Annotated in this window: 23 protein-coding genes; 6 read left to right on the top strand and 17 right to left on the bottom strand. The window is 37.1% G+C overall.

All coding sequences use genetic code 11. From position 1 onward, the window contains the following. Positions 1-104: 104 nt before the first annotated feature. The 7 genes from brnQ to BLE01S_RS18590 form a co-directional block, all read right to left on the bottom strand. Positions 105-1,460: a branched-chain amino acid transport system II carrier protein gene (gene brnQ / locus BLE01S_RS18620; protein WP_066145967.1), complete on the bottom strand. Its 1,356-nt coding sequence runs from the start codon at positions 1,458-1,460 to the stop codon at positions 105-107. A gap of 527 nt (positions 1,461-1,987) precedes the next feature. Next, a complete protein-coding gene (locus BLE01S_RS18615) occupies positions 1,988-2,593 on the bottom strand; it encodes a hypothetical protein (RefSeq protein WP_066145963.1) in 606 nt (201 codons plus the stop codon). Then, complete coding sequence (locus BLE01S_RS18610) at positions 2,548-3,033, bottom strand: hypothetical protein (RefSeq protein ID WP_066145959.1); 486 nt, start codon at positions 3,031-3,033, stop codon at positions 2,548-2,550. Before BLE01S_RS18610 ends, BLE01S_RS18615 begins: the two co-directional genes overlap by 46 nt. A gap of 214 nt (positions 3,034-3,247) precedes the next feature. After that, the gene (locus BLE01S_RS18605; RefSeq protein ID WP_066145957.1) at positions 3,248-4,153 is read right to left on the bottom strand and encodes an SDR family oxidoreductase; all 906 of its coding nucleotides are present in this window, start codon (positions 4,151-4,153) and stop codon (positions 3,248-3,250) included. A gap of 121 nt (positions 4,154-4,274) precedes the next feature. Then, a complete protein-coding gene (locus BLE01S_RS18600) occupies positions 4,275-5,126 on the bottom strand; it encodes a DUF4097 family beta strand repeat-containing protein (RefSeq protein WP_066145954.1) in 852 nt (283 codons plus the stop codon). Next, positions 5,119-5,679 carry an HAAS signaling domain-containing protein gene (locus tag BLE01S_RS18595; RefSeq protein ID WP_066145951.1) on the bottom strand — a complete coding sequence of 187 codons (561 nt, stop codon included), beginning with the start codon at positions 5,677-5,679 and terminating at the stop codon, positions 5,119-5,121. Before BLE01S_RS18595 ends, BLE01S_RS18600 begins: the two co-directional genes overlap by 8 nt. Further along, positions 5,672-5,995: a PadR family transcriptional regulator gene (locus BLE01S_RS18590; RefSeq protein ID WP_066145948.1), complete on the bottom strand. Its 324-nt coding sequence runs from the start codon at positions 5,993-5,995 to the stop codon at positions 5,672-5,674. The genes BLE01S_RS18595 and BLE01S_RS18590 overlap by 8 nt, the downstream gene beginning before the upstream one ends. Before the next feature lie 213 nt (positions 5,996-6,208). On the opposite strand from BLE01S_RS18590, the gene BLE01S_RS18585 reads away from it, so the two are divergent. After that, a complete protein-coding gene (locus BLE01S_RS18585) occupies positions 6,209-6,826 on the top strand; it encodes a LysE/ArgO family amino acid transporter (RefSeq protein WP_066145943.1) in 618 nt (205 codons plus the stop codon). A gap of 369 nt (positions 6,827-7,195) precedes the next feature. Here the strand turns inward: BLE01S_RS18585 and BLE01S_RS18580 are convergent, their stop codons facing one another. Beyond that, complete coding sequence (locus BLE01S_RS18580; protein WP_066145940.1) at positions 7,196-7,915, bottom strand: pentapeptide repeat-containing protein; 720 nt, start codon at positions 7,913-7,915, stop codon at positions 7,196-7,198. A 15-nt stretch (positions 7,916-7,930) separates the two neighbouring features. Further along, the gene (locus BLE01S_RS18575; protein WP_066145937.1) at positions 7,931-8,260 is read right to left on the bottom strand and encodes a PadR family transcriptional regulator; all 330 of its coding nucleotides are present in this window, start codon (positions 8,258-8,260) and stop codon (positions 7,931-7,933) included. A 150-nt stretch (positions 8,261-8,410) separates the two neighbouring features. On the opposite strand from BLE01S_RS18575, the gene pepF reads away from it, so the two are divergent. Beyond that, positions 8,411-10,213: an oligoendopeptidase F gene (gene pepF / locus BLE01S_RS18570; RefSeq protein ID WP_082788823.1), complete on the top strand. Its 1,803-nt coding sequence runs from the start codon at positions 8,411-8,413 to the stop codon at positions 10,211-10,213. Positions 10,214-10,297: 84 nt separating this feature from the next. Here the strand turns inward: pepF and BLE01S_RS18565 are convergent, their stop codons facing one another. Then, complete coding sequence (locus BLE01S_RS18565; protein ID WP_066145934.1) at positions 10,298-11,809, bottom strand: DHA2 family efflux MFS transporter permease subunit; 1,512 nt, start codon at positions 11,807-11,809, stop codon at positions 10,298-10,300. 174 nt (positions 11,810-11,983) lie between these two features. On the opposite strand from BLE01S_RS18565, the gene BLE01S_RS18560 reads away from it, so the two are divergent. Beyond that, positions 11,984-12,886, top strand: coding sequence for a TetR/AcrR family transcriptional regulator (locus tag BLE01S_RS18560; RefSeq protein ID WP_066145931.1), 903 nt, complete (start codon positions 11,984-11,986; stop codon positions 12,884-12,886). Between the two features lie 159 nt (positions 12,887-13,045). Here the strand turns inward: BLE01S_RS18560 and BLE01S_RS21495 are convergent, their stop codons facing one another. Then, positions 13,046-13,147: a DUF7010 family protein gene (locus tag BLE01S_RS21495; protein ID WP_411825144.1), complete on the bottom strand. Its 102-nt coding sequence runs from the start codon at positions 13,145-13,147 to the stop codon at positions 13,046-13,048. A gap of 404 nt (positions 13,148-13,551) precedes the next feature. Here BLE01S_RS21495 and BLE01S_RS18550 point away from each other — a divergent pair, with 404 nt between their 5' ends. Further along, positions 13,552-14,088 carry a PadR family transcriptional regulator gene (locus tag BLE01S_RS18550; protein WP_066145924.1) on the top strand — a complete coding sequence of 179 codons (537 nt, stop codon included), beginning with the start codon at positions 13,552-13,554 and terminating at the stop codon, positions 14,086-14,088. 5 nt (positions 14,089-14,093) lie between these two features. Then, entirely contained in the window at positions 14,094-15,266 is a 1,173-nt protein-coding gene (locus tag BLE01S_RS18545; protein WP_066145921.1) for an MFS transporter, read from the top strand. 358 nt (positions 15,267-15,624) lie between these two features. Here BLE01S_RS18545 and phnW read toward each other — a convergent pair whose 3' ends face one another. From phnW to BLE01S_RS18515, 6 genes are all read right to left on the bottom strand, one after another. Beyond that, the gene (phnW, locus tag BLE01S_RS18540) at positions 15,625-16,728 is read right to left on the bottom strand and encodes a 2-aminoethylphosphonate--pyruvate transaminase (protein WP_066145918.1); all 1,104 of its coding nucleotides are present in this window, start codon (positions 16,726-16,728) and stop codon (positions 15,625-15,627) included. Further along, positions 16,725-17,519, bottom strand: a complete 795-nt coding sequence (gene phnX / locus BLE01S_RS18535) for a phosphonoacetaldehyde hydrolase (RefSeq protein ID WP_066145914.1) — start codon at positions 17,517-17,519, stop codon at positions 16,725-16,727. The genes phnW and phnX overlap by 4 nt, the downstream gene beginning before the upstream one ends. Then, positions 17,516-19,255, bottom strand: a complete 1,740-nt coding sequence (locus BLE01S_RS18530) for a putative 2-aminoethylphosphonate ABC transporter permease subunit (protein WP_231955875.1) — start codon at positions 19,253-19,255, stop codon at positions 17,516-17,518. Before BLE01S_RS18530 ends, phnX begins: the two co-directional genes overlap by 4 nt. After that, the gene (locus BLE01S_RS18525) at positions 19,252-20,253 is read right to left on the bottom strand and encodes an ABC transporter ATP-binding protein (RefSeq protein ID WP_066145911.1); all 1,002 of its coding nucleotides are present in this window, start codon (positions 20,251-20,253) and stop codon (positions 19,252-19,254) included. Before BLE01S_RS18525 ends, BLE01S_RS18530 begins: the two co-directional genes overlap by 4 nt. A gap of 16 nt (positions 20,254-20,269) precedes the next feature. Continuing rightward, positions 20,270-21,316 (bottom strand): putative 2-aminoethylphosphonate ABC transporter substrate-binding protein, encoded by a 1,047-nt coding sequence (locus BLE01S_RS18520; RefSeq protein WP_066146056.1) that lies wholly within the window; start codon positions 21,314-21,316, stop codon positions 20,270-20,272. A 224-nt stretch (positions 21,317-21,540) separates the two neighbouring features. After that, positions 21,541-21,864: a four-helix bundle copper-binding protein gene (locus BLE01S_RS18515; RefSeq protein ID WP_066145907.1), complete on the bottom strand. Its 324-nt coding sequence runs from the start codon at positions 21,862-21,864 to the stop codon at positions 21,541-21,543. A 302-nt stretch (positions 21,865-22,166) separates the two neighbouring features. Between BLE01S_RS18515 and BLE01S_RS21330 the strand changes: the two genes are divergently transcribed. After that, the gene (locus tag BLE01S_RS21330) at positions 22,167-22,289 is read left to right on the top strand and encodes a hypothetical protein (protein ID WP_274379921.1); all 123 of its coding nucleotides are present in this window, start codon (positions 22,167-22,169) and stop codon (positions 22,287-22,289) included. The last annotated feature ends 2 nt before the right edge of the window (positions 22,290-22,291 follow it).

Raw genomic sequence — 22,291 nt, 5'->3', positions numbered from 1 at the left:
GTCACTAAATAGAGAATAGTATTTTCTCCATTAGTTATTAATGAAGTACTTCTATTTCCTACATAAAAAAACCGGTCCCTCCCTTTGGAGAAGACCGGTTTTCATTATGCATGGGCAGTAGATATTTTCTGAATGCGTCCAATTATTCCTGTAACTAGGATAACAATCAAGACAGGGACTAGCCAGCCTAGCCCTTCATTATAAAAAGGTAATATCTGTTTATAAAGTGAAATAATTGGATCCATCCAATTGAAATATGGGATTTTAAATAAATCACAAAATGTCTTAAGTCCATCAATAACACTAATCATGAACGTTACGATTGTAGCTGCCACATATACAATACGTGCATGATTAAATAACGGCGACAAGAATGTTAAAAGCATTAAGACGATTGCAAGTGGATATAGGAACATTAAAACAGGAATTGAGTAATTTATAATGTTTGATAAGCCAAAGTTCGCAACAGTGAATGATAATAACGAAAAGAATACAATGAACGCTTTATAACTCACTTTCGGGAACAACGTGTGAAAGTATTCACCACAAGCTGTAATCAACCCAATACTTGTCGTTAAACATGCAAGTAGGATGATAATGGATAGCATGATCGTTCCAAAAGTTCCAAAATAATAGGATGTTGCACTACCAAGAACTGGTCCGCCCGTTTCGAAAAGACCAAACCTCTCCGTGCTTGTTGCACCCAAATAGGCAATGCCAACATAAATAATGCCAAGTAACGCTGTCGCAACAAGCCCTGATTTCACTGTTGCCGAAAGTACACCACGGGTTGACTTCACCCCCATCGCACGGATAGAATTTATCACTATAATTCCAAAGACAAGGGAAGCAAGTGCGTCCATTGTATTATACCCTTCTGTGAATCCTTCCATAAATGCTCCACCTATATAATCACCTTGTGGAGACTGAATAGAGCCCATTGGTTTTACAATGACCATGACTAGTAAAACAATTAAGAGTATAATAATACCAGGTGATAAAATCTTACCTATTCGATCAACAAGCTTCGCTGGATTTAACGAAAGGAGCATTGTAATTCCAAAAAAGAACAAGGTAAAAATAAATAATCCAATCTGTACATAGCCATCACCTACAAATGGTGCAATACCAATATCATAGGCAACAGCACCTGTCCGTGGTGTTGCAAAGAATGGACCAATTGTTAAATATAAAAGAGCAGTGAAAATAACTGCATACACCGGATGAATCCGGCTTGCAAGCTCCTCCAGATTACGGCTACCTGAAAAGCCTATCGCTAAAATCCCAAGAAAAGGCAATCCAATTCCTGTAATTAAAAATCCTATGACTGCTGGCCAAATATTTGTCCCGGCATTTTGACCGAGTGTGGCTGGAAAAATTAGATTACCTGCCCCAAAAAATAAAGCAAATAACATAACTCCTATGACAGAATAAGCCGAAAATGATAGTTTTTTCTCCATATATTTTGCTCCCTACGATGTAATTTCTATATATCGATTTTTAAAATTCAATATACTTATATGCAATATATTAGTGAACTTTATCATACTCTTCTTATCCGTAAAATGCAATATATCGCAGAATAAAATTCGACTTATTTCCACAAATTCTGATATAAACTGCAAATCCAATATAAATACCACCTTTCATATTTTCGAAAGGTGTACAATGGCTATGTAATTCTCCATCACCTTCAGATATCTTTTCAAAAAGTTATGGCTCTAAGTATTAAAAAGTGCCTTTTTGCGTTTACAGGCGGTTAATTACGATATACAAGCCGACACGTGGAGTTTACAAGTCGTTTGAGCGAAATTACGAGCCGTGGCGAATGACTTACAAGCCGTCGAAACACTTTTACTGGCCGTCACCATTTTAAGCTATAAAACTAATCAATTCCTCTCGGTTGAAATTTATTACAGCACTAATGATCATCCATTATGAAACTTAGATCTGTACTCCCATTAAAACTTAGCGTCGTTTTTTTATATCACTTTATCTTCACAACTAAATCAAGCAAATGATTGTAACTAACAGGAAATTCCGCTTTTACTTTGAGGCTTTCGCTATCCATTACAATAATATTATTATTCTTTTTGTTATTACTCCTTTCTTTGATATATATTTCTTTCTCTTCCACATTCTGATAAAGAGGTTCGTACCAACTTTCCGTGTTGGCAAAGTCTTCGTTAAATATCTCAAAAACCGGTTCATCTTTTAGATTTAAAACACCTAGTGAATATTTATCTTCTTCACCTATTCCTCTCAAGCAATATAAAATTCTCTGTTCATCTAAAGCTAATTGTCCATTTCCTTGTATGTCATAATACTGCTGCTTAGGTAAATTTTTAAAAGGCTTGTACGTTTTATATTGTAAATCTTGATCATAGACATACATATTTCCATTGTCACCAATAATATAAGCATGTTCATTTGTTGAAAAAACAGGAATAAGCTCAACATTCTTTGTGCCAAAGGTTTCATATCTAACCGAACCTTTATCTATGTCAGCAATTGCAATTCCATGTTCCTCGTAATTATCATTGTCTCCTAATGTTGCATTGGTTCCATATATAATCTTTTCTCTAAAATGCAAAATTGGAGTAAATGCAGGTGAACGGTTATATTCTGTTTCAAAACTTTTCTGTGTTGTTGCGTTTGAAACGGAGACGTTGAATCCTCCCGATTTTTCATCGTAGTTTTGATCACCTGTTTTATGTGATGTATTAGTCTGAAAATAATATCATTTCCATAATGTGCAAGATGATCTATCCCAACTTTATAATCAAAATAGTTAAGTTCGACTTTTTTAAAGCTATTGTTTTGAATATCGTACGTAAAGTAATAATTATCAATCTCAGCATCACCGAAAAAGGAAAGATATAATTGATTCATATTATTCGGCTTCTGATTGGGGATCATTCTTGTGAACTCATCGTCTATTATTTTGTATTTCTTTACCTCTTTTCCAGTCTTAGTTACTTCTTTTACTAGCGTATATTCTTGAGAAACTCGCCAGTCTGTCGGATAAAACAATAGGTAATCTCCAGCACTTCGTTATTTTATTTAATACCATATGTTTTGGAGAGATATTTGCGAGATTTAGTGAGGCTTTGGAAGGTGAACTTTTAGAATATTCCTTGCTATCGCATCATTAATTAAACGTTTGATTAGTAGCATAACGATTAAGACATGATGTTGATACAAATATGTATAGTGGATAAAATTCATCCACGTTCAACTATATGATTCATGAACTTACCATTGTGCCACCATTTACATGGATGACTTGACCGGTAACATATCTGGAATCATCCGATGAAAGGTATACATAGGCTGGAGCAAGTTCAAAAGGTTGGCCAGCTCTTTTCATTGGTACGTCTAAACCAAAGGTCTCCACATCCTCGGCAGAAAAACTTGATGGAATCAAGGGTGTCCAAATAGGACCAGGTGCTACCGCATTTACTCGAATATCTTGATCCGCAAGGTTTTGTGATAATGCGCGGGTAAAGCCCACAATAGCGCCTTTTGTAGCAGAATAATCAATTAATTGCTTATTACCTTCATACGCTACAACCGAAGCTGTATTAATAATTGCGTCTCCTTTTATTAAATATGGCAATGCCGCTTTTGTCATGTAAAAAAAAGCATATATATTCGTTTTAAATGTAGCATCCCACTGCTCAACAGAAATATCAAGAAGACTCTTTTGTGGAAACTGAACACCATGATTATTAACAAGGATATTTAGTTGCCCAAAGTTTTCAATCGTTTGTTGAACGACTGATTTACAATGCTCTGGATCTCTAAGATCTCCTGTCATTAACAAACACTTCTTCCCAATTTCCTCAATTCTTCTTTTCGTTCTCATTGCATCATCATATTCATAGTTTGAAAAGTATGGAATAACTAGGTTTGCCCCCTCCTTAGCAAAGGCTATAGCAGCGGCTGCCCCAATACCACTATCTCCACCTGTGATAATAGCAACTTTATTTTTCAGTTTATCACTCCCCTTATAATCGGGATTTTCAATCATTGGCTTAGGGGTCATCAAAGACTCTATCCCTGGTTGTTGAGACTGATGTTGGTAAGGGAATGATATAGGTTGTTCCTTACATTGTGTCTTCACTGCATAATACGGATACGAAGGATACATTGACATACCTCCATTAGGCTCTTTTATCATTTTAGACTATTCACTTATATCCTTTTAGTGACTCGCATATAAAAAAGTCACGGATAAATGTAATAAATTTCCCCACATTTATCCGTGACTTTTATTTCGTTACCTTAATACCACCATTATTTGATTTTAATTTAATCAAATGTTCTCCATTACCAAAAATACTACTTCCATCGGAACTTCCAAGAATATCCACTTTTCCGTTATCCACCTTTATATCAAAAGTGACATTTTTTGGTTCTTTTTCTGTTTGAATTTTAATAGAACCATTATCAGTCGCAAAATCAATTTGGCGCTCTAAGTTATTCGTTACTAGTGAGATCCGGCCATTGTTTGTTTTTCCAGATAGCTTCCCATCTACATCTTCTAGAAGGATTTTTCCATTATCTGCTTCAACCGCAACAGATAATGCTTTTATACTTTTTAATTCTATCCGTCCATTATTTGCTTCCGCTTTAACGGTAGAGCTTTCAATATTTTCCAGCTCAATTCGACCATTATCCGTCTTAACATTCATCTCTTTCGCTACTAAATTTTCCGCATGAAAACGACCATTATTACTTTCTATTTGAATCGTATCATATTGTTTTTCAGGAACATACACTTTTAAAGTTAAGGCAGTTGAAAAAAAGTCGAAACTAACAAGTTTCCAGTGTTTTTCCTTTAAAACAACAGCAAGCGTATTTCCCTCTACATTAGCTTCAAAAACATAGTTTTTCGCCTTTCCTGACAGTTCCGCTGTTGCTTTTGTATCTTTTGTAGGTAAAATCTCTACCTTAGCGTTACCAGCAACAATATTTATATTTGTGAACTGGTCATCATCTATCCCTCTCTTTTCCGAGACTGGCTCGGGCTTACCCAAAGATTTAAACGTAATAATACTGCCAACAATACCGATAAGTAATAAAAGCAAAGCGATAATGGATATATTTTTCACATTAATCATGTTTCATCCCACCTTTGACAAGTTTCACATTGAATTTTAAATAACGCACAAAACCTTGAATTAAGGCACGTGTTGCAAAGTACATCCCAATTGCTATAAATAAACCGAGTCCTGCAAGCAATAGCGAAAAGAATAAATTGAAAGATTCGAATATCTCAGGAGCGATTACTACATCGATCAATACTAATAATGGTGACACAATAAATCCGATCCCTGCTGTCCAGCCAGCAATAATGAATGCCGCTAATGTCATAAATGGTGCGAGTACAATGAGCAAATTAAAAAATCCTAATCCAATAACAGCCCACACCGCTCTAAAAATATTACCTGTTGTAGCAGTTGTTTCTACTTTTTCTAGGTGATATGAAGCTACTATTTCTTTTGCTATCTGACGTGGTGATCCGAGGGAATTAGCTATTTCCTCTTCACTTTTTCCTTCTTCCATGCCAATTGCGAAATGCTCCTCGAAATCTTGGACGATATCTAACCGCTCACCTGCAGGGAGTTTTTTTAAAGATGAATCCAATTGTTTTACAAATTGATATTTATTCATTGCTCACACCTTCTTTGATTAATTGATTGACTCCCTTGGAAAATTCCTGCCACTCTTGTTTAAGTTCAGAGAGATATTCCCTTCCTTGATCCGTTAGCTTATAATACTTCCGTGAAGGCCCCTCAGATGATTCTTGTAAATAAGTTGTAAAGTATCCCTCTTTTGTTAGACGTCTTAATAATGGGTAAACCGAGCCTTCTGAAATAGCAATTTGTTTAGAAATCTTTTGAACTAGTTCATACCCATAACGATCTTGTTTATCTAATAGGACAAGCACACATAGTTCTAGCACACCTTTTTTAAATTGAACATTCATTATTGAAACACCTCATGCTTTCATTGTACGCTACTAAACATTGAATAGTACCTGCTTATGAGAAGTACGTTGCCAATAAAATATACCATACAGTATTGTTCATTGCAAGGTACTGTTTTATAAATTGTGTTTTACTCTTTTACTTATGCCCATAAATGTACCTAATGTTATAATAAGTGACTAGTAATTATTTAAATCGCATAGGAGATCGTTATGTTAACTGCACTTTTTCACGGGATTATCTTGGCATTCGGGTTAATCCTTCCGCTCGGTGCCCAAAATGTATTTATTTTTAACCAGGGAGCTCTACAACCAAATTTTAAAAGAGCAATTCCCATGATCATTACTGCTTCACTCTGTGATACCTTACTGATTCTATTAGCAGTTTTAGGCGTCTCAGTCATTGTATTTACTATTCCAGTACTGCAAACATTACTCTTTTCTATTGGCTTATTATTCTTACTTTATATGGGGTGGACTATTTGGAAAAGCAATCCTGGAAATATAAGCCGGGAAACAGCTGCCTTGTCCCCTCGGAAACAGATTATGTTTGCCACATCAGTATCTTTACTAAATCCTCATGCTATTCTTGATACTATTGGCGTGATTGGTACAAGTTCACTTAGCTACACGGGAGCAGAAAGGGCTTTGTTTACTCTTTCATGTATTGTTATTTCTTGGATTTGGTTTTTCTGTCTTGCCATCGCGGGTAGGACAGTAGGAAATATCGATAAATCCGGAAAATTTTTAGCGCTATTAAATAAAATTTCCGCTATCATTATATGGAGTGTCGCAGCATACATTGCTGTCAAGCTATATCAACTGTTTTAATTTATCAGTACCCGACAGAAGCCTTCCACTTCTATAAGTGAGGGTTTCTAGTTTTATCTTTACTGTCCGTGCTTTAGTATTCCTTCATCATTTTCGTGTCTTCCACCAATTGTTAATCCATGCTCTATTCGAGGTTACAACGACTTTATTAGCCATTACTGCGTCCTATTCGTCGTCGCGATTCATTGCGCGCAACAAAAGAGGGACTTTCCAAACAAAGTGCTTAGCTCTTTGTTTGGAAAATCCCTATCTAGCATCACTCTCCCATACTCATTCCTTTTAAAGTCACAGCTGTTAAAAATGCAGTCACACAAATAATGGCGGTGGATACTACGATCGCAATTGGTAAGGTCATGATAAGATCCTCCTTTAAAGTATTGTTACGTTACTAAGATCCACTTTAGATCCCTTTAAAAAGTTGTACGTTAATTTATCCATTATCGCGCCTTCAAAGTCCATTTTCTTTAAGTCAGACATACGAAATTGAACGTTTTTAAGTGTGGCATTACGAAAAGATACTTTTTTTAACGTGGAGCCCTCAAAAATTGTTTGGTTAAATGTCTCCCCTTCAAACTGTAGGCCTGCCAAATTGCAGCCTTTAAATTGAGTTTTAGTATAATTGCATTTTTTAAAATTGGCACCTTTTAAATTAGTTCCTTTAAATAAAGTACCCGTTAAATTGACGTCTTCAAATATGCAATCCTGTAAATTACTGTTTTTAAATGTACTGTTCGTTAAATCCGAATGGCTAAAATCTGAATGCTTTAAATCACTGGAATCAAATTTACCATCGTGAACAGATACACAACGGAAATCAGAATCCCATAGTCGTTGTCTCGAAAAGTCCATGCGGACAGCCTGTTCAAGCTCACTATGTTGAAGATTAATGGACTCAACGAGTTCAGATACTTCACCGATTGAATCAATAGTTAATCTGTAAGCTTCTTGATCGTTATATCCCTTTTGTTTATGATCATCGTATTTCTCCATTAGATTTAGTAATAACTCTTCTTCCAACTCTTGGGCAGTTTTTATATTTTGATATGGCGCAAAAATATGATGGACATGTTCTCTTAATTGTTTGTTCATGTTTGATCATCCTTTCTAAAGTAGTTCCTCTAAAATTTGCTTTGCCTGCTCCCAATTTTTTTTATTTTGCTTATATGTGCTTTCACCAATTGATGTAACTTTGTAATATTTCCGTCGTCCGCCTTGGCTCGCATCACCCCAGTAGGAACTAATGCTTCCTTCCTTCTCTAGTCGTTTGAGGCTTGAATACATCGTCGCTTCCTTTAATTCATACTGTTCCCCTGAACTCTCGAAAATCAATTTACTAATTTCATAACCATATTTATCTCCACTAAGAAGAAGCTTTAAAATCATCGTATCCGTATGCCCGCGAAGCAGGTCAGAGGATAGTTTTCCTTGAACCACATCCTCACCTCCCTATTTACAATGTACAACACACTACTATGACAGTCAAGGTAGTACTACAGAAATAGTAATAGATCATTTTTTTGCATAGTCTTACATATAGAAGTGATATAATTATAATTATTCCGAAAATGATAAGGAGAGATGATCATGATTAAAGGTTTACCTTCAAGATCTGAGGTTAGTGTCAAGGAAACATGGAATTTACAGGATTTATTTGCAACGGAAGAAAAGTATAGCGAAGCTTTATCTCAATTAACCAAAGAAGTAGAGCTATTCCATGACCAATACAAAGGAAATATCATGGATCCAAGCTCTGTGAATCAAGTACTGGAAGGCTATGCTTCTATCTTTGAAAAGATGATTCCCATTGGCACTTATGCCAACTTAGCATTAAGTACCGATCAGGCAAATGATGAGGCGCAAATGCGAGCCAGTAAATTTGGTTCCATTTCAGCCAAAATATCGAGCTCCATATCCTTTGTTGATAGTGAGTTACTGGAATTACCAGTAGAAACACTTGAAAAAGCGATGGAGAAATCTAATGAATTTCAGAACTATCTTGAAAAGTTAATACAAAAGAAACAATATCAATTACACCCAGAAGTGGAAAAAACATTGGCCGCATACTCTTCCACTTTCGATGCCCCTTATGAGCTTTATAACACAACGAAAATGGTTGATTTATCTTTTGATGACTTTGAAGTGAATGGAAAAAGCTATCCATTAAGCTATGTAACATTTGAAGGCGATTGGGAAGGCGAATCAAATACAGACGTAAGACGCGCAGCATACGAAGCTTTTTCAAAACAATTAAAGGATTACCAACATACAACAGCAAAAACATATGACATGCAACTCCAATTAGAAAAAACAACCGCTGATCTTCGCGGATATGATAATGTTTTTGATTATTTATTGTTCAATCAAGACGTAGACCGCACCCTTTATGATCGACAAATTGATATAGTCATGAAAGATCTAGCTCCACATATGCGCAAATACGCAAAACTTCTGCAAAAAGTGCATGGTTTGGATAAAATGACCTTTCCCGATTTAAAAATTTCATTAGATCCAACATATGAACCAGAAATAACAATTGTGGAATCTAAAAAATATATGGATGATGCGCTTGCTATTCTCGGTAATGATTATTTGGACATGATCAATCGAGCTTATGAAGAAAGGTGGATTGACTTTGCTCAAAATCAAGGCAAGTCGACAGGTGCGTTCTGTTCAAGCCCTTATGGCAATCACCCATATATTTTAATTTCTTGGTCCAGCAGAATGAACGAGGTATTTGTATTAGCTCACGAACTAGGACATGCTGGGCACTTTTACAATGCCAACCGTGAACAAAATGTTTTTAATGCGCGTCCATCTTTATATTTTATTGAAGCTCCATCAACTATGAATGAAATGCTAATGGCCAATCATTTATTGAAAAACTCAGATGATCCAAGATTTAAACGCTGGGTCATTTCTTCCATTGTCGCAAGAACGTATTACCATAATTTCGTTACCCATTTATTAGAAGCTGCTTATCAAAGAAAAGTATACGAACGCATTGATGAAGGACTAAGCGTTAATGCCGGAATTTTAAATGAAATGAAAAGAAATGTGTTGGAAGAATTTTGGGGAGATGACGTAGAGATCTCACCAGGTGCAGAACTTACTTGGATGCGTCAACCACATTATTATATGGGTCTATACCCTTACACATACAGCGCAGGTCTCACTATTTCCACACAAGTTTCCAAACGCATTTTAAAAGAAGGTCAGCCTGCAGTAGATGATTGGTTAAATGTATTAAAGGCTGGAGGAACTAAATCTCCAGTCGAACTTTCTAAAATGGCAGGTGTTGATATTTCTACAGAACAACCATTAAAAGACACAATTGCATATATTGGCGAATTAGTTGATGAGCTTATTGCATTAACAGAGGAAATCTAACTCATCAGCAACATCTAAAGCTAATCAAAAAGCGATTCATCTCGTGTAAAAGAGATGAATCGCTTTTTATAGAAATAAATCCAATTAAGTAGTGCTCGGTTCCTTTTCTTCGGAAATGGGTGCCTCGTATTTCGGTGGTGTTACACGTTTTATGAAGAAGGTTAATAGTAAAGCAACAACCGCAACGATAGTCGAGACAAAGAATGCGTGGTTTATACCATCTAGCATAGCTTTGCTTGCCAATTCTGCTTTCAGCGCTGCAAGACCTTCAGCACTGGTTGGCGCATTGCCAGCTGCAGCTGCGTCAGCAGCTAGTTCTGCACCAGTTGTTTCTATTCTCTTATCCATAATTGTTAATAACAATGCCGAACCGATCGCACCGGATACTTGTTGCAATGTATTGTTTATCGCAGTTCCGTGCGGATTCGCGGCCATCGGTAACTGATTTAAACCATTTGTCATAACAGGCATCATAACCATAGAGATTCCAAACATCCGTGCTGTATAAATGAGCATAATGTAATAATAACCAGAATCCATATTGAGTTTGCTTAAGTAGAAAGTAGTAATTACTGTAATAGTAAGACCGATGATCGCCAAGATCCGAGCGCCGTACTTATCAAACAATTTACCAGTAATTGGCGACATAATCCCCATAGCCAGTGCACCCGGTAACATAAGGAGTCCTGAATGTAATGGTGAAATACCGCGTATTGTTTGAACATACAGCGGCGTTAATATCATGGCAGAGAACATAGCCATAGATAGGACAACCGATATAGCTGACGATAAAGCAAACATCGGGTATTTATATATTCTAAATTCCAACATTGGATCTTCCATCCGAAGTTGACGAAGAATAAATGTAATAAGAGCAATTGCCCCAATAATAATTGTTCCGTACACTATCGGAGCGCCCCAACCTTTATCTCCCGCTGTACTGAAACCGTAAAGTAAGCCTCCAAAACCAATACTTGATAAAATGAGTGAGAAAAAATCTAACTTCATATTGCGATTTGGTGTAATATTACGTAATTTAAAGAACGCAAAAACAATTGTAAGAACTGCAAACGGTAAAACGATGCCAAATAGCACACGCCACTCATAATGCTCAATAATCCAACCTGACAGAGTAGGTCCAATCGCCGGAGCTGTAATCATCACGAGTCCAAAAATCCCCATTGCCGTGCCTCGACGTTCTACTGGAAACGCAGTGAGCATTACATTCATAAGAAGTGGCATCATCAGCGCTGAACCACTAGCTTGAATCATCCGTCCAGCAATAAGCACACCGAATGCCGGAGCAATCATCGAAAGTAGTGTCCCAAGCGTGAATAACGTCATTGCTGTTAGAAATAATCTTCTATTCGTGAATTTCTGGATAAAGAATGCACTCGCTGGGATCAAAATTCCATTAACTAGCATATATCCAGTCGTGAGCCACTGTACAACCGATGGCTTCACGTCAAACTCGACCATAATTGTCGGCAAAGCAACGTTTAACAATGTATTATTTAATAATGCTATAAACGCCCCGAAAAAAAGAATGGCTATCATACCATAAGGCGGTTTTTCATGCATTTTTTGTATATCCATCTATCTTCCTCCACTCGATACATATAAAATGTAAACTCTCTGTTCATCACTTTTCATATTTTATACCTGTAGTCCAAATAAAGCAAGAAATAAAATGAATTTTATTATATAAGATTGATAATTATAGATATACAGGTTAAAATATAAATAGACTGACAGTATAAAGGTGATTATATGAATGATCGTAAACGACATGTTTTATTAACAGCAAAACAGCTTTTTGTGAAAAAAGGTTATTCAGCCACATCCATACAAGATATTTTGGAGGAATCCGAAATTTCCAAAGGGACGTTTTATAATTATTTTTCATCAAAAAGTGAATGCATTATGGCTATATTACAAGAAGCACATGATGATGCAAGTATAAGACGCAGGGAATTGCTTATCGGTAAAGATATATCAGATAAAAAAGTTTTTGCTGAACAAATTTCTGTTCGTATGCAAGTAAATCGCGAACACAAACTTCTTCCTTTATTTGAAACAATTTTCCATTCTGGAGATCATGATTTAAGAGCTTTCGTCAAAAAACATCATCTTGCTGAGCTTTTCTGGCTCTCCAATAGGCTTGTAGATGTATACGGAGACGAAGTTGCTCCTTATTCCTTGGATTGCGCAGTAATGACAGTTGGGATATTACAACAGATGCTTCATGTATGTGCCGCTAGCTCTAAAGAAGAAATTGATATTCCAAAACTTATTCATTTCACGATTCGCCGTTTGGATGCGATCGTTCTCAGTATGATTAATACAAAAGATATGATGCTTGATAAGTATACATTTTCTGATACACCTGATAACGTACAATCGCAAGCACAAACGAAACAGCAATTACTTGAAATGCTTGCTGATTTTTATAAGCGGATTGAGAATGAAGCACATCCAAGAGATATACAATATCTGCAATTTTTAATGGATGAATTACAAGAAGAACAGCCAAAGCTCTTCTTAATTGAAACGATTATTCGCCCTTTACGTGAAGACTTTTCGAGAACAGCTCATGAATCAGAAGCACGGGAACTTACTTCTAAGTTATGGAACTATGTTAATTTGCTTGAAAAACAGGAAGGAAAAAAGTAAAAAACAACCCTCACAGTATTCAGTCCATGCTGTGAGGATTATTTTTATCTAGTGACTATTTATCTTTATATTCACTATGTAATTTTATAGCAAATATAATGACGCAAAGTAATACAAATACAGGTAATATAAACATCGTTGTTTCACTTAATATGTATCCTAAAGCAGAAGAAGCAACTGGGATATAATCACCATGTATTTATATATGGATGATTGATATACCCAGTGATATGGCAAAAGATGAGCACCATATATTTGCATAGATCATAACCATCTTTTCTGGCGCTCCATTGAAAGCCCAAATCACACCAGACGCTTAAATAAATAGATACAACTTCCACACCTTCCAGAAATCCCCCCATCATTGTTGATAACCGTTGGTCACAATTTAATTCTGCACTCCCCTTCTCATTTAAAGTAACCATTTTTTATACTCTTCTTATAAAGCTCAGCACTTCTTATCTATAAAAATCTACTTTCCAAGAAGGCACTCGTCATTACTGTCCCTCTCTTCCTTACTTTACAGATAGAACTTTACTAATGAGGGGATTTTTATTAAGAGTATTCTTACATTTAGATATATAACCTACTAATAGTTAGAAGTTGACTATTCATACTCCTACTAATTATAATTACATATGGATTCCGCTATAAAGGAGGCTACCATGGAACATCGTACTTTACTTCTCTTAGGGTTACTCATGACACAAAGCCAACATGGTTATCAAATACATGATTTTATTGAAAAAAACCTTACCTTCATTACAAATATGAAAAAGGCAACTGCTTATTCCTTGCTAGATAAGTTGAGCAAGGAGGGCTATATTGATGTTTCTATTGAATATGATGGAAACCGCCCACCACGTAAAGTATATTCCATTAATGAGAATGGTAAAAAACAGTTTAACCATTTGTTATTACATAATTTAACATCTGCAGAAACAGTTTTTTATGAAGGGGATATCGGTCTCATGTTTCTCGATCATTTACCTGCGGATCAAATGATTACGTCATTGCAAACAAGACAGCAAAAATTACAGGTTAAATACGATAATCTCAAACAGTTACCTAGCCATGATCATAGTAATGGTGTGAACATTGCCATTCGTCATAAACAGAAGATGATGGAAGCTGAGCTATCTTTCTTAGCCGAAACCATTCAAATACTAATTGAAACAAGCAACCCTCGGGAAACGGAGTGACTATTATGTTAGAAACAAAAAGAGCTTTACCAATCTTATTTGCCGTCATGTTTTTTGTCATGGTTGGCTTCGGGATTATTATTCCAGTACTACCCTTTTATGCTGAAAATATTGGTGCCTCACCTACTCAATTAGGAATGCTCATGGCTGTTTATTCACTTATGCAGCTACTTTTCGCTCCGATGTGGGGACGGATTTCTGACCGAATTGGCCGTAAGCCCGTAATAATGATTGGTATCTCTGGTCTAGCCCTTTCATTTTTCTTAATGGGGATATCTTCTTCGCTGTGGATGCTTTTTGCCGCTAGAATCATCGGTGGATTTTTATCTTCCGCTAATATGCCTACAGTAATGGCCTATGTAGCTGATATTACGACACCGGAAGATCGTGGAAAGGGAATGGGAGTTGTTGGGGCAGCTGTAGGTCTTGGTTTTGTTTTTGGACCTGCTATTGGTGGAGTTTTTTCTAAAATTAGTTTAAGTATGCCTTTTTATATTGCAGGGGTTTCATCGCTTCTTACTTTTTTCCTTGTCTGGTTTCTTCTAAAGGAATCTTTATCAGAAGAAAATAGAGGTCAGCAAGATTCGAAAAAAGCTTCATTATGGCAGGCAATGAGTGGGTCGCTATCTATTTTGTTCATGTTGCAATTATTTATATCCTTATCTTTATCAGGATTAGAAGCAACCTTTGCTTATTATGCGGCTAAAAAGGCCGGACTAGGAACAGTAAAATTAGGTTATATCTTTATGATTATGGGATTAGCAGGAGCCTTTGTTCAAGGTGGATTAGTCGGTAGGATGACCAAAAAATTTGGTGAAGGATTCGTCATTCAAATCGGAATTGTCGTTTCTGCGATTGGCTTTGGTCTTATTCTATTCGTCGATAGCTTTACGACTGCAGCAATATTTTTAACGATTTTCGGGATTGGAAATGGGGTCATCCGCCCAAGTGTTTCTTCTCTATTAACGAAAACCTCGACAGCTGGACATGGTAGTGCAACTGGATTACTATCTTCCGTCGATTCGCTTGGAAGAATTATCGGTCCTCCTTTAGGTGGATGGCTCTTTTCCATTGCAATTGGTTTACCTTATATTTCAGGTATTGTATTATCCCTTATTGCTCTTGTTCTATATCGTTTTTATACAAAACAATCACAAAAAAATCCATCCATTGGATAAACAAAGTGCTTGCCCTTCAGCGAATATAGTGAAGGACAAGCACTTTTTTATACTTCTTAAGATAAAAATCTTCTATATCAACAAAGGCGCTGAGAAACACTCGGTTATTCAATGACATTAATAAAAATCTAACTGCGCTTATGAAGGGAACAAATCATTTTTACACAAAGAAAACAAAGTTAATTTAAGCGTAGGGTGGCTAATCTGAGAAGGGTCAGCTTAACAGGAGAGATCCCGCTAGGAGCATTGCGGCGAGAAAGCCCACTGCATGCCCCCAGAAAGCGACATCCTGAAGCGTAAATCAACGGTAATTTACTTTCGTTTATTTAATTAACGACTTACTTACTTTCGGAGCCACTCAAATTGAAATAGCTTCCTCTCTTACAACATATGCTTTTATCGCATCAAGCAAACGCACCATATCTGAGCCTACCACGTCACCAATTACGCCAATTCGAAATGCCGGAAGATCAGTAAGTTTACCTGGATAAATGATAAATCCTTCCTTCTTTAACGCCTTATAAAACGAATCGAATGAAAAATCATGTTCCGGGTATAAAAATGATGCAATAAATGGTGATTGAATCTCCTTTTCTATAGCCGTCTGAAAACCTAATTCTTTCATTCCATTAATAAGTATATTCATATTCATACGATAGCGTTGTTCTCGCTTACTCACCCCACCCTCCTCATCTAATTCTTCAAGTGCTCGTGAAAAGGCATGGACAGCATGGGTCGGTGAAGTGAATCGCCATTTCCCTCCATCATTCTCCATTGTTTCGAATTGATCATATAAGTCTAATGATAGTGATGGTGCACAATCTTTCCTTGTTGATAACAGGGAGCTATTTGCTATGATAAACCCAAAACCGGGGACACCTTGTAGACATTTATTTGCACTTGAGACAAGTACATCAATATCCCACTCTTGAATCGACATGTTCATGCCCCCAAAACTGGACATCGCATCGACAATCGTTGTCGTTCCATATTTTTTCGCTATACGACAAAGCTCGTCTGCGGGGTTTAGCAAACCTGAAGTAGTTTCTGAATGCACGAAAACAACATGAGTAATTGATGAATCACTTTTTAAAATTGTTTCTAATAATTCAGGGTCAAGCTGCTTTGTATCACTTGTAGAAAATGTACTGCATGGTATACGCATTCTTTCAGCTATTTCCACAAGTCGCCGTCCATAAGCACCATTTACGCCAATTAACATGTGGTCGTCCTGCGAAACAAAAGTGCCTATTGCCGCTTCAACTGAAAATGTACCACTTCCTTGCATGAGAACCGCGGTGAATCGATCATCTCCACCGGAAATTTCCACAAGCTTCTGGCGAATACTACGTGTTAATGCTTTATATTCATCTTCCCAAGTACACCAATCTCCCTGCATCGCTTTTTTTACCGATTCTGTTGTTGTCAGTGGCCCAGGTGTTAATAAAAGAGAGTGTTTCATGATAATTCCACCACTTTCGATAGTTTTTCATCTAGTTCACGAATATAGCTCGGTACGTCTTTAATAGATAAAAGGACCTGATGGGCACCGGCTTCTATTAACTTTTCTCTCACTGTCGCTTCTCTAATAGAACGCTCTTTTTCTGATAATTTCATTACTTCCGCTTCTGAAAGTCCAAGTTCGCTAGAACCATATATTAAACCAACCGTCCAAGCACCTGCATTACGCCCTTCTTTCATATCCACTGTTGTATCGCCCACTTTGACAAGTCTATTCATCGGAAAGACCCCCATCTTCATCGCGGCATAATAAGCCATCCATGGATACGGTCTTCCTGCATCAACATCATCCGCGGTAACTGTTACATCAGGCTCGTATCCCTTTTCAGCGGCTCCTGCACAAACAATATGCATCATCTCACGTGTATACCCTGTTGTTGTACCTATTTTAAGACCCATTTCCCTTAGTTCGTTGACTGCTTTCGTTGCTCCAGGCACCGGATCTGTGTATTCACGTAGCTCTTCAAATAAATATTTTTCAAATAAAGTATTCAGCTCATGCACATCTGCTTCTGATAGATTACCCTCCCATTGCTTTCTAATTTCCGGCATCGCTAGCATCGTCCGAATATGGTCTATTTTGGCCATTCCCATTGGCTTTCTCGTTTGTTCCATCGTTACTGAAATTCCTTTTTCTTTAAACACTTTCATAAAACTACTGACTGGCGCCATACATCCATAATCAACCGTCGTTCCTGCCCAATCGAGTAATACCCCTTTAATGATTTTCATGACGAAACCTCTCCTTTTCTATTTAATCTTTTACTATTAAAATGCAGAATGCCTTCATATCCTACTCTGATAATAATATTAACGAGCACGATAAGCATTCCCATTGCCGCTGCTGATTCAATATTCCCTGCATCATCCAAACTAACAATAGAGACCGCTGCAGTCTTTGTATCTGGTGTATATAAAAAGATAACGGCCGAGATAGTAACCATTGAATTAACAAAGAAATACATGGCCATTTCTAATAATGCTGGTGCACAAGACGGAATGATGTAATGAAAGAATACAGTAATCCGTCCAATCCCAAAGGTTTTAGCCGCTTGTTCACATTCCATATCTAGCTTTTTAATTGCTGTCCTTGCAGTCATATATGTAACAGAGAAAAAATGAAGAATCGATGATACGATGATAATCGCTATTGTTCCATATAGATTGTGTAATAAGTTTGGAACTTTTATATGGAAAAATGACCACTCAGGTTTACTAAAAAACAGTACATAACTAATTCCGATTACCAGTCCAGGTACAGCCATCGGAAGCAAACTCATAAAATGACCCATGTTTTGCAGCCGACGGGAAAAAGTCCCATTTTGCAGCCAATAAGCAAATAAAAAAGCGAATATCGTACCAATTATTGCTGTCCCAAGAGATGCGAACAAACTATTAAAGAAAACATTGAATCCATCGCCTGTGTAGCTGTTAAAAGTAAAACGCTCCAATGTAAAACCAAGTGAATATGGCCAAATCGGCGTCACCGAAGCAAATGCTATCATTACAAACAAACCTAAAATGATAAAGGAAGTTCCATAGGCAAAGCCGCCAAATAATAGATCACGAACTTTGTGTTTACTTGTTTCAAGTGGCTTCGCCTTCGCGTTCAATTGAAATGTCGGTTTTTGCGAAACAGCTTGGTCCACTACAAATGCGACCAATGCTGGGATCATTAGCAATATACCAACGATGGCACCAAGGGAAAAGTTTTGTTGGCCAACTACTTGTTTATACACATCTGTAGCCAAAACATTGTATTGACCACCTACGAGTTTAGGTGCCCCATAATCGGTAAAGCTGAGGGTAAATGCCACCATCCCAGCACTAATGAGAGCAAGCCTAATGCTTGGCAATGTAATACCTGCTAATCGACCGATTGGACTAATTCCCATCGTCTTTGCCGCATCATAAAGACCTTGATCCGATTGGCGCAACGCCACATACAATAGTAAAACGACTTGGGGAAATGTATAAATTGTTTCTGCGATAATGATACCAGTCGGTCCGTATAACCCAATGTCTATTCCCGGTAACAATCCAAATAAGCCTGTCGTCACAATCCCCTGCCGACCAAATAAATAAATAAGCCCAATACCGTGCATCATCGTTGGTGCAAATAAGGGAAGCATCGCAAAGGCAAGCAACCATCTTCTTCCCTTTACATTTGTGCGCGATATAGTAAAAGCATATAAAAAACCAAGTGAGAGCGCGCACACTGTTGTCCATGATGCGATTGTCAGAGAATGTTGTATGCTTTGCAGTAACGCGGGATTTTTTAAATAATTAACAATCTGACCGAATCCCGCCCATGTACCATCTGGATTTTTCACAGCCTCCGAAAAAAGTGATAACACCGGTAAAATCAGTAGAATGACAAATGATACAAAAATAATTGTAATTTGGAGTGGACGATATAGTGAAACTGTTCCTCTCCTCACCTTCGCATGCGATAATACCGACATCATATGACTAATTCCTTCAAAGAAGTAAGGCTAGATTGATGTAATGACAGATATAATCGTTTACCAGGCTGAATCTCTTCCACATCTACTGTACTTGAGGGAAGGTCCACGATAAATTTCTTAGCCAAATACGATGACGTCTTGTCAATGACATTCACATCTAGCCGGTAAAATGCTCCTTTGAACATCATTGATTCTATAGTTGTTTCCACGCCAGACCACTCATTCGATATATAAAATTGTTCCGGACGAACAATGAGTGTTTTTCCGCCTTTCTCGATACGATTTGACGTGCCTATAAAAGAAGCAACAAATGAATTTGCTGGGTAATGATAAATATTTTGCGGTGTATCATACTGAACGATCTGGCCATTATGCATCACAGCAATTCGATCTGCCATCGTCAACGCTTCCTCCTGATCATGCGTAACCATAATTGTCGTCATTCCTAGTTCATTGTGTATGCGGCATATTTCCTGTTGGAGCTGATGACGGACATTGGCATCCAATGCTGATAGCGGCTCATCGAGTAATAAAAAGTCTGGTTCTGTAACCAGTGCTCTTGCTAATGCCACCCTTTGTTGCTGTCCTCCAGACAATTGTTGAGGAAACCTTTGTGATAGATCAGATAACCCAACTATTTTAAGCATTCGCTCTGCCTTTTGGTTTATTGCCTTTCGTGATAATTTCTTCGGTTTGAGAGCAAATTCAATATTTTTTTTCACGGTCATATTTGGAAAAAGCGCATATGACTGAAAAACCATTCCAATATTTCTTGATGCCGGAGAGTTTGTTGTTACATCCACTTGATTCATACGGATCTTACCAGCTGTTGGAGCGTCAAGACCAGCAATAATTCGAAGCAATGTTGACTTCCCACACCCGCTTGGGCCAAGTAAACTGACAAACTCTCCTTTTTGTATATCCAGTTGTATTTCTGTTAACGCCGTTGTATTTCCATACTTTTTCATTACTGAATCAATACGTAGCGGCTTCGCCATCACTATCTCTCCCTCTTTATTCGACTTCCGCTTTTGAACCATATTTCTTTTCCCATTCTTTTAAGATAGAGTCACGATTTTCCGCTGCCCAATATAAGTCATTATCTTTATAAATCTGTTCTTCAATATTTTCTGGGAAAAAATTAGATTTTTCAAATTGGCTATTTCCTGTTGTATGTCCATTTGCTTCAAAATACTTTTTCATGACTTGCTCTTCAATTGCCCAGTCAAGAAAGACTTTTGCTAGCTCTTCACTTTCTTGATTACTTTTATTAATTAGCGCATTTGCTTCTACATCCCATCCAAGCCCTTCTTCTGGTAATACAATTTCAACGGGCGCTCCTGATTCCTTCATTTGAACAGCTGTATAGACGAGAGTAAGAGCAATCGGAAATTCACCTGTTGCAGCCATCTTTGCCGGTTTTGAACCAGAATGAGTGTATGTACCAATATTGCGATGAAGCTTATCCATATATGCCCATCCTTCCGCTTCTCCCATCATTTGTAGCCAAGCATTCACGGTTAAATAGCCGGTACCACTTGACGCAGGGTGGGGCATAACAAGCAATCCCTTATATTCAGGATTTAGTAAATCCTCGTACGTTTTTGGTATAGGTAGTTCCATCTTTTTCAGTTCTGTTGTATTGACAACAATACCTGTCATGTATGCCGCATTCCCGGTCCATTTAAGTGGATCATTTTTATCCTTAAAGGCCTCCTTAATATTTTCAGCACCTTTTGGTGAATATTCTTTTAACATATCTTTATTATCTAGTGTGAGTAAACTTGAAGCTGCAAGTCCCCAAATAACATCGGCTTCTGTGTTTTCACCCTCCGCTAGAAGTTTCGCGGTCATGATACCCGTGGAATCTCTAACAATTTTCAGATCAATATCTGGATACTTTTCTTTAAACGACTCTAGATATAGTGGGATGAGTTCTTCTTCAATAGCTGTATAAACTGTTAACTCACCAGCCGGTCCTTCTCCGGCACTTACCGATTTATCTTCGCTAAATGAACATGCAGATAAAAGCAATACACAAGTAATCATAAAAAACATCATTTTTTTAGCCACTAATCTTTTTCCCCTTTCTTTCCTGCGGTTGTAGATTTATTGTACAGGGCGATTATTAATGGGATATTAATAGATTGTAAAGATAAGATTGTTATTTCCTATAGTTTTGGTTATTTTTACTAGTAGGTACTAAACAAAAAAATACTTGTTTTCCACTATTAATATCAGTGAAAAACAAGTACTACCTTTTACATATATATATTTAGAAATAATTAAGCTACCATCTTCCGGCATTCCTCCGCACATTTGAAACAAGCTTCAGCACAGCGCTGACAATGATTGTGATCATGCTTTTTACATTCGTTCCCACATGCGTCACAAATATCGGCACATAATTGGCATATTTCCTTTACAAATGGACTGTTTGTTTGCATGGCTTTTACTGCAAATGCGCATATTTCCGCACAATCTCTGTCCATCCGAATACAGTCCGCCATCATTTTAACATCTTCTTGTAAACATGCGTCAAAGCAATGATTACATGCTTCCAGACATTCTAGGCAAGCCTTTATGCATGACTCATATGTTGCATTCATTCCTATTCCCTCCTGAAAGATGACCTACATTATATTTTACCCAATCTATTTTCGAATAAACGGACGCTAAGCTTTCTGCATAACAGATTTAAAGCCGATTCAAATGGAGAGCATACATCCCAACTCTCTAATAATCTAAATGAGAAATTATTATTTTTAAAAATAATTAAAATGGTGTACGACATAAAACAGGACCAATTTGACTCTTTTATCAAGCAGGAGCTTTCAGCTGATTCGTGTGATCCTAAAGAGATTCTTCGTGAAAAACATATCAGTACGAACTAAATAAGGAGAAGAGAATAGTGAATAGGGAATATATGGAAGCAGACAGAGTCGGTGCTTTTGAAACAAAATACGATGCTGAAAATTACCCTGAAAAATATTTAAATTGTTTGGGTGGATTCGGCATAGAGAATGCAACGTGAAA

Origin of the sequence: Lederbergia lenta NBRC 16444 (genome assembly GCF_001591545.1) — a bacterium.
Lineage (GTDB): Bacteria > Bacillota > Bacilli > Bacillales > Bacillaceae_C > Lederbergia > Lederbergia lenta.
The sequence above is the reverse complement of the archived record's forward strand: the minus strand, read 5'-3'. Positions and strand labels throughout refer to the sequence as shown.

Excerpts from the sequence above, each read along its gene's own strand:
- brnQ (WP_066145967.1), bottom strand. The coding sequence starts at position 1,460 with ATGGAGAAAAAACTATCATTTTCGGCTTATTCTGTCATAGGAGTTATG.
- BLE01S_RS18605 (WP_066145957.1), bottom strand. The coding sequence starts at position 4,153 with ATGTATCCTTCGTATCCGTATTATGCAGTGAAGACACAATGTAAGGAA.
- BLE01S_RS18600 (WP_066145954.1), bottom strand. The coding sequence starts at position 5,126 with ATGATTAATGTGAAAAATATATCCATTATCGCTTTGCTTTTATTACTT.
- BLE01S_RS18595 (WP_066145951.1), bottom strand. The coding sequence starts at position 5,679 with ATGAATAAATATCAATTTGTAAAACAATTGGATTCATCTTTAAAAAAA.
- BLE01S_RS18590 (WP_066145948.1), bottom strand. The coding sequence starts at position 5,995 with ATGAATGTTCAATTTAAAAAAGGTGTGCTAGAACTATGTGTGCTTGTC.
- BLE01S_RS18585 (WP_066145943.1), top strand. The coding sequence starts at position 6,209 with ATGTTAACTGCACTTTTTCACGGGATTATCTTGGCATTCGGGTTAATC.
- BLE01S_RS18580 (WP_066145940.1), bottom strand. The coding sequence starts at position 7,915 with ATGAACAAACAATTAAGAGAACATGTCCATCATATTTTTGCGCCATAT.
- pepF (WP_082788823.1), top strand. The coding sequence starts at position 8,411 with ATGATTAAAGGTTTACCTTCAAGATCTGAGGTTAGTGTCAAGGAAACA.
- BLE01S_RS18565 (WP_066145934.1), bottom strand. The coding sequence starts at position 11,809 with ATGGATATACAAAAAATGCATGAAAAACCGCCTTATGGTATGATAGCC.
- BLE01S_RS18560 (WP_066145931.1), top strand. The coding sequence starts at position 11,984 with ATGAATGATCGTAAACGACATGTTTTATTAACAGCAAAACAGCTTTTT.
- BLE01S_RS21495 (WP_411825144.1), bottom strand. The coding sequence starts at position 13,147 with ATGCAAATATATGGTGCTCATCTTTTGCCATATCACTGGGTATATCAA.
- BLE01S_RS18550 (WP_066145924.1), top strand. The coding sequence starts at position 13,552 with ATGGAACATCGTACTTTACTTCTCTTAGGGTTACTCATGACACAAAGC.
- BLE01S_RS18545 (WP_066145921.1), top strand. The coding sequence starts at position 14,094 with ATGTTAGAAACAAAAAGAGCTTTACCAATCTTATTTGCCGTCATGTTT.
- phnW (WP_066145918.1), bottom strand. The coding sequence starts at position 16,728 with ATGAAACACTCTCTTTTATTAACACCTGGGCCACTGACAACAACAGAA.
- phnX (WP_066145914.1), bottom strand. The coding sequence starts at position 17,519 with ATGAAAATCATTAAAGGGGTATTACTCGATTGGGCAGGAACGACGGTT.
- BLE01S_RS18530 (WP_231955875.1), bottom strand. The coding sequence starts at position 19,255 with ATGATGTCGGTATTATCGCATGCGAAGGTGAGGAGAGGAACAGTTTCA.
- BLE01S_RS18525 (WP_066145911.1), bottom strand. The coding sequence starts at position 20,253 with ATGGCGAAGCCGCTACGTATTGATTCAGTAATGAAAAAGTATGGAAAT.
- BLE01S_RS18520 (WP_066146056.1), bottom strand. The coding sequence starts at position 21,316 with ATGATGTTTTTTATGATTACTTGTGTATTGCTTTTATCTGCATGTTCA.
- BLE01S_RS18515 (WP_066145907.1), bottom strand. The coding sequence starts at position 21,864 with ATGAATGCAACATATGAGTCATGCATAAAGGCTTGCCTAGAATGTCTG.